The sequence below is a fragment of the Flavobacterium sp. genome (genome assembly GCF_040379285.1).
Lineage (GTDB): Bacteria > Bacteroidota > Bacteroidia > Flavobacteriales > Flavobacteriaceae > Flavobacterium.
In genome coordinates this window covers 1-7,151 of record NZ_JBEILJ010000081.1, presented here as the reverse complement: position 1 = coordinate 7,151, position 7,151 = coordinate 1, and the positions used below count along the sequence as shown (strand labels likewise).

General features: G+C 41.0%; 6 protein-coding genes and 1 pseudogene. 6 read left to right on the top strand and 1 reads right to left on the bottom strand.

Annotated features, from left to right (window positions below; translation table 11 throughout):
- The first annotated feature begins 296 nt into the window (after nt 1-296).
- Both ABWO12_RS11810 and sucD read left to right on the top strand, forming a co-directional pair.
- On the top strand, nt 297-518 hold the full coding sequence (locus tag ABWO12_RS11810) for a hypothetical protein (RefSeq protein WP_353089186.1): 222 nt from the start codon (nt 297-299) through the stop codon (nt 516-518).
- Between the two features lie 81 nt (nt 519-599).
- Complete coding sequence (gene sucD / locus ABWO12_RS11805; RefSeq protein WP_353089184.1) at nt 600-1,472, top strand: succinate--CoA ligase subunit alpha; 873 nt, start codon at nt 600-602, stop codon at nt 1,470-1,472.
- Between the two features lie 78 nt (nt 1,473-1,550).
- On the opposite strand, the pseudogene ABWO12_RS11800 reads toward sucD, so the two are convergent.
- Nucleotides 1,551-2,729, bottom strand: a pseudogene (locus ABWO12_RS11800) (cytochrome-c peroxidase).
- 154 nt (nt 2,730-2,883) lie between these two features.
- Between ABWO12_RS11800 and fabG the strand changes: the two are divergent.
- The 4 genes from fabG to ABWO12_RS11780 form a co-directional block, all read left to right on the top strand.
- Entirely contained in the window at nt 2,884-3,630 is a 747-nt protein-coding gene (gene fabG / locus ABWO12_RS11795) for a 3-oxoacyl-[acyl-carrier-protein] reductase (RefSeq protein ID WP_073362273.1), read from the top strand.
- Nucleotides 3,631-3,644: 14 nt separating this feature from the next.
- Complete coding sequence (locus ABWO12_RS11790) at nt 3,645-5,681, top strand: hypothetical protein (RefSeq protein WP_353089181.1); 2,037 nt, start codon at nt 3,645-3,647, stop codon at nt 5,679-5,681.
- A 129-nt stretch (nt 5,682-5,810) separates the two neighbouring features.
- Entirely contained in the window at nt 5,811-6,476 is a 666-nt protein-coding gene (locus ABWO12_RS11785) for a response regulator transcription factor (protein WP_353089188.1), read from the top strand.
- Nucleotides 6,473-7,151: cation diffusion facilitator family transporter (locus ABWO12_RS11780; RefSeq protein ID WP_353089179.1), on the top strand; the 679-nt coding region annotated here is incomplete at its 3' end. The genes ABWO12_RS11785 and ABWO12_RS11780, both read left to right, overlap by 4 nt.

The window sequence follows — 7,151 nt, the reverse complement described above, 5'->3', positions numbered from 1 at the left end:
GTGCCTTGGTATGTAGCGTTGTTTGGCATCAGTGGTATAGGATACGTTGTCTCAAAAATGCGTTTTTTTGACGCTCCATGGCCATTGGTGTTTAAAAAGCATGGTTTGGTCATCCTGTGTTTTTGGATAATGCCCGTAATTGGAAATTTCAGGTATTATAATCAGTATTTTTCATTCAATGTATACAGTGTAAAAGGCAAGTCGCTCTATATTTTTTTGACAACTAAAACGACTGTCCAAAACCGTTACTCCCTTTTTTACATACACGAAAAATTGAAAACAAAAAGTATTGGGTCGTGAGTCCGACGCGTTGGTGCAAGCGCGAACTCTATCTTGTACTTCCCAATGATTATTATATATTACATTCATTTGTAGTAGCTTACGAAAAGCAATTTCCCAATTCAAAAGGATATTGGAATATCACTTCCTATCCATTTACAGCCGATACTCCCTATAGGATAAAAATGGGTAATCCGTTACAAGTCGGGTGTATAGAAAATTTGCAAAAAAAACGATAAAATTCTATGAATAGTGCATCCTATTCTGAATCTGTTTTCCTATTTTTGTGACACCTTTTAACAAACATATAAATAACTGTCATGAGTGTTTTAGTCAATAAAAATTCCAAAATAATCGTTCAAGGTTTTACCGGTAGTGAAGGTACTTTTCACGCATCTCAAATGATTGAATACGGCACCAATGTAGTCGGTGGCGTTACTCCCGGAAAAGGAGGGACAACCCACTTGGATCGTCCTGTTTTCAATACCGTTAAAGATGCTGTAGAGCAAGCTGGAGCTGATACGTCGATTATTTTTGTTCCACCTGCTTTTGCTGCTGATGCAATTATGGAAGCGGCTGATGCGGGTATCAAAGTGATCATTGCCATTACAGAAGGTATTCCTGTGGCTGATATGATGAAAGCTTATGACTATATCAAAAATAGATCGTGCCGCTTAATCGGACCCAACTGCCCAGGGGTGATTACTCCTGAAGAGGCAAAAGTTGGCATTATGCCTGGTTTCGTTTTCAAAAAAGGAAATGTGGGTATCGTTTCTAAGTCGGGAACGTTAACCTATGAAGCCGCAGATCAAGTAGTGCGTCAAGGTTACGGTATCACTACTGCGATTGGTATTGGTGGTGACCCAATTATTGGAACTACCACTAAAGAAGCGGTCGAGTTGTTGATGAATGATCCTGAAACAGAATGTATCATTATGATTGGTGAAATTGGTGGTCAATTGGAAGGGGATGCTGCCCGATGGATTAAAGCCGATGGAAATCGCAAGCCCGTTGTAGGATTTATCGCTGGTGAAACGGCTCCCAAAGGACGTACCATGGGGCATGCTGGTGCTATTGTGGGTGGTTCTGATGATACCGCTGCCGCTAAAAAAGCCATCATGAGAGAATGTGGAATTCACGTGGTGGATTCACCTGCTGAAATTGGTAAAAAAGTAAAAGAGGTATTGGGTTAATCAGCTCATTTCTTACATAAACAAAATCCCGCTCGTTTGCAGCGGGATTTTTTGTTTTATACCTGTTTGTTTTCAAATTTAATTCGGAAAAGGATTGGACCATTTTACATCGGTATATACTTGGGTACCACTCAACGTTCGCATAAAAGCGATTACAGCATTAACTTCTTGTTGATTCAGGTTGAGTTGTTGTCCAAATCCGTTGGGGCGCAGTTTGGGGTCAAGGTTGGGATTGCCCGGTGCCAAATTTATGGTGCCATAATGTCCAATCGCAGCCTGAAGCGAATTAATCACGCCAGTATGCATCATGGGGCCGTTGACGGTTCCATCGGTTTTTACTAAATCACGTAAACTTGGGGCGCGGGTAACATGGATATCAATGCCGCTTCCTGCAAGTGTTCCTATAATGCCATTATTTCCACTGTTGGGCGCGATATCAAATTCTGGTGCCGCATGACAGCCCGCACAACCTAATCCTCCGCCGGTGCGAACCCCTTGGGCATTAAACTGCGGAGGCGTTAAAAATAAATTTTTACCCATATTTTCTTGATTGGTAAAATTCGGAAAAGGAACTCCATCATTGGCCACTTGGTTGCGCCCTTGATCATATTTGGAATCAAATGATTGAATACTGCGGATAAATTGCGCTAGAGCATTTTGAATTTTTACTTCGGTAATTTCAGGTGAACCGTACACAAATTGAAATAGCTCTTGGTAGTAGCTCAATCCATTAAGTTTCGTAATTTACGCCGAAAAATCTTCATCGCCATTAGTACCGCTGTAACCCATTTCACCATGATTGCGAATAGGTTGTGTGCTTTGCGCCTCTAGGGAAGTAGCGCGTTCATCCCAGAAAAATTTAGATTCTATCGAAAATCGCGTGTTGATTAATCGCATCGAATGGCGATCTGTTAACCCATTGACACCTGCACTTGCTACTTGGGCATCACTAAAAGCATGAGCTTGTTGGTGACAGGAAGCACAGGAAATGCTGTTGTTGGATGATAGTTTTTTGTCGTAAAACAAAACCCGTCCCAAGGTTGCACCTTTGTTGGTAATGGGATTATTTTGACCGTTAAACTTGGTGATGTAACTCGGAATCGGTTGGTTGGCATAGTTGGCCAAATTATCCAAATCAAGGTTGGATCCAAAGGTTGCCGTAACGGCAGGATAACCAGGAACGGCTACATAGTCTTCGCTTTTTTGACAAGAAAGCGCAAGAAAGCCAATCAATAGGGTTAGCGTAATTCGTTTCATAGTGGTTAGGTTGGTGAATGCACAGCAAAAAGCGGTGAATAGCGGGTATGACATGAATTTCACAAAAAGGTTTACTGGGCGTTAAAGATTTTTTTCAACGCGCAATTATTCGTTATATTTGGCACTTTGTTAATCGATATTAAATCATTCACACATGAAATTACTCGAAGGTAAAGTAGCTATCATCACTGGGGCCAGTCGTGGGATTGGAAGTGGTATTGCAAAAGTTTTTGCACAACAAGGAGCCCATGTGGCATTTACATACAGTTCCTCGGCCGAATCGGCTTTGGTATTACAAAATGAATTGCTCGCGCTTGGAGTTAAAGCAAAAGGCTATCAATCGAATGCAGGAAGTTTTGAAGAGGCGCAACAATTGGTCGATGCCGTGATTGCCGATTTTGGAACCGTTGATGTTTTGATCAATAATGCGGGAATTACCAAAGACAATTTACTAATGCGAATGAGCGAAGAAGATTTTGATAAAGTCATTGAAATCAACCTTAAGTCCGTTTTCAATATGACCAAAGCCGTTCAAAAAATCATGTTGAAAAATCGTTACGGTTCTATTGTTAACATGAGTAGTGTTGTTGGGGTAAAAGGAAATGCGGGTCAAGCGAACTATGCGGCTTCTAAAGCGGGAATGATTGGATTTACAAAATCAATTGCACTAGAACTAGGTTCTCGAAACATTCGTTGCAATGCGATTGCGCCTGGGTTTATTGAAACCGAAATGACTGCCAAATTAAATCCCGATGTGGTTCAAGGATGGCGCGATTCTATTCCGTTAAAACGCGGGGGTACGCCTGAAGATGTAGCCAATGCCTGTCTGTTTCTAGCTTCCGATATGAGTGCCTACGTAACGGGGCAAGTTCTTAATGTAGATGGGGGAATGCTTACTTAAATTTGAACACTTTTATGACGACAAACACCGTGTTATGGCTTGTGCTAGCGCTCCTTACAGCGGGTGGCTTGTCGTATTATCATTATATTTATAAAGCCAAAACGCTAAGCCTAACGGTGAAGGTTTTGGCTTTTTTGCGTTTTTTGGCAATTTTCGGATTCCTATTGTTGCTTATCAATCCGATTATTCGTCGGTCAACATTGCAAATTCAAAAACCGCCTTTGGCCGTTGTCGTAGATAATTCGTCTTCGATTAAAGAATTAGGCGCCAAGGAAACCTCAAAAGAAGTTTGGAAAAAAATCACGTCCAATTCGCGATTGCAAGACAAATTTGATATTCAATCGTTTTATGTCGATACCGAATGCCGTTCTTTTTTTGACGATAGCAGTCTTACCTATCAAGGCAAAGCTTCACGCTTGGATCTCGTCGGACCTACCGTACATAATTTGTATAAAAATCTACCGTACACTTCAATTGTGCTCTCGGATGGGAATCAAACTTCAGGCAGTGATTATGTTTTTGGTTTTCAGGCCGATCATAAGGTTTTTCCTGTAGTCATGGGCGATACGACCCAGTATTTGGACTTACGAATTGCCAAAGTAAATGCCAATAAGTATGCTTTTTATAAAAACCAATTTCCTGTAGAAGTTTTTGTCAATTACAACGGGACAAAGACGCTTCAAGCTACTTTTTCCATACGAAATGGCGCTTCTGTAGTGTATCGTCAAGCGCTTACTTTTTCACCCGATAAACGCGCCCAAGTTGTTAATGCTTTACTGCCAGCGAATGCGCTTGGAGTACAAACGTATTCGGCGAACATTTCCTCGAATGAAAAGGAGAAAAACACCTATAATAATACCCAACGTTTTGCTGTGGAAGTTATCGATCAACGAACGGAAGTCGCTTTGATTTCAGAAATTGAGCATCCCGATCTTGGCGTATTGAAACGCAGTATTCAATCTAATGCACAGCGAAAGGTAACCTTACTTAAGCCTCAGAATGCAAGTGATTTACATAAGTATAATATTTTATTATTGTACCAACCCACTGCACGATTTAAATCGGTTTTGGAAGCCAATAAAAATCGGCGTCTAAATACGTTTATCATCACTGGAAATCATACCGATTTTGGTTTTTTAAATCAGATCCAAAAAGCGGCCACCTTTAAAATGTCCAATCAAAAAGAGGATTATCAAGCGTTGTATCGTTCGGATTTTTCAATCTTTGCGACAGAGGATATCGGATTTGATCAATTTCCTCCGTTAGAAAATCCGTTTGGTAATTTCACGGTAAGTTCGGGTGTGCAACCGGTTTTAGAGTCGCGCATTCGCACCCTAGGAACTGGTGACCCGTTATGGTTTTTCACAGAAAATGAAGGACAACGAAGTGCCATGCTCCTCGGTGAAAACCTATGGAAATGGCGTGCTCACGTCTTTGTCGCCAAACAGTCGTTTGAACCATTTGACCAGTTTTTGGACAAAACGATTCAATATCTGGCCTCAAATGATGCTCGAAAATCGTTGGTTGTCAATCATGAACGCTTTTACAATTCGGGCGATCCGCTTGAAATTACCGCGCAATTTTTCAATAAAAACTATGAATTTGATGCCAAAGCACGGTTGAGTATTGCATTGGTCAACAAACAAAATCAGCAAAAAAAGCAATATGATTTGTTGTTGTCCAACCAATATTATAAAGTGGACTTAGAAGGTTTAACGCCCGGAAAATATTCGTTCACCGTACGGGAATTGAACACTAATACCAGTTATAGTGGGGCGTTTGAAGTGTTGGATTTTAACATTGAAAAACAATTTGTAAATCCCAACATGGACCAACTGAAGCAATTGGCACAGCATACGCAAGGAGCAGTCTACGTTCCAAATCAAGTCGATCAATTGATTGAAAAATTGATTGCCGACCCGAAATATCAGCCTATCCAAAAAGAACAAGTGGTCAAATCGCCTTTGATCGAATGGACTTGGTTGTTGCTCACGATTACTGCATTATTGGCCGCAGAATGGTTTATACGCAAGTATAACGGGATGCTTTAGCGTGTGATTGGAAATGCCAATCGTAAATTTGGTAGCATTTTTTCTACCGATTCCCTTAATATTTGCTTAATTTAGAACAACCGTTTCACTGCAAACTTTTGTCCTATGTTACCTTTACAAAAAAAAGCCATGAAGATTTTGTTGGTTGAAGACGAAAAAGGAATCGCAGACTTTATACAGCAAGGGCTCGAAGAGGAAGGATTTCAAGTGACACACGCCCTCGATGGAGTGCAAGGTCTCAAACGACTACATGAAACCACGTTTGATTTGTATCTTCTGGATTGGATGTTGCCCAAGATGAATGGACTGGAGTTGTGTAAAACCATTCGTACCAAAGATGTCGAGACCCCAATTTTGTTTTTGACAGCCAAAGATACCGTGCAAGAAACGATAGAGGGACTCCAAGCGGGCGCCAATGATTATATCAAAAAGCCGTTTAGCTTTGAAGAATTACTCGAGCGAATCAAGGTTCATTTCAGAAATACTCAAGCTACGGAGATTTTTACACTTGGGCCATTTCGATTGGAACCCCACCGTTACAAGGTTTTTAATCTTGATGAAGAAATTGTACTAACCCAGCGCGAGTTTGAACTGCTGCTTTTTTTGGTAAAAAATAAGGGAAAAGTTTGCACCCGAAATCAAATTATCGAACAGGTTTGGCACATCCATTTTGAATACGATTCAGGAGTAATTGATGTGTTTATGAATGCCATTCGAAAAAAGTTACAACTCACCAAAGACAACGACTATTTAAAAACTGTTCGTGGCGTAGGATACATGGCCGAAGAAGTATGAATAAAGCAACCGACATAGCCGTAAAGACTACTTATTTCAGCATTTTTGGAAATGTGCTGTTGGCGCTAATTAAAGGCATTAGTGGCATTTTGGGGAATTCGTATGCGCTAATTGCCGATGCGATTGAGTCCACAACCGATATTTTTGCCTCACTATTGGTCTTGTTGGGAATCAAATATGCCAATCGTCCTGCCGATGCCAACCATCCTTACGGACATGGGAGAATCGAACCGTTGGTCACCTTTTTGGTGGTCGTTTTTTTGGTAGTTTCCGCGTCATTCATCGCGCATGAAAGCATTCAAAACATTCAACATCCTCATGAATTGCCCCATCCTTTTACCTTGGTGGTTTTGGGTGGAATCATCCTTTGGAAAGAAGTCTCTTACCGCATAGTAATTCAAAAAAGTAAACAAATTCACAGTTCATCCTTAAAAGCCGATGCATGGCACCATCGCAGTGATGCATTGACGTCGTTGGCTGCTTTTGCAGGTATTGCTATTGCGCTCTCGATGGGACCCGGTTATGAAGCGGCCAATGATTGGGCAGCACTGTTCGCCTCGATTTTTATTGTCTACAACAGTTACCGCATTTTTCGTCCCGCTTTAGGAGAAATTATGGACGAACATTTATATGATGATTTGGTAAATGAAATTCGTCAAAATGCACTTCATGTTC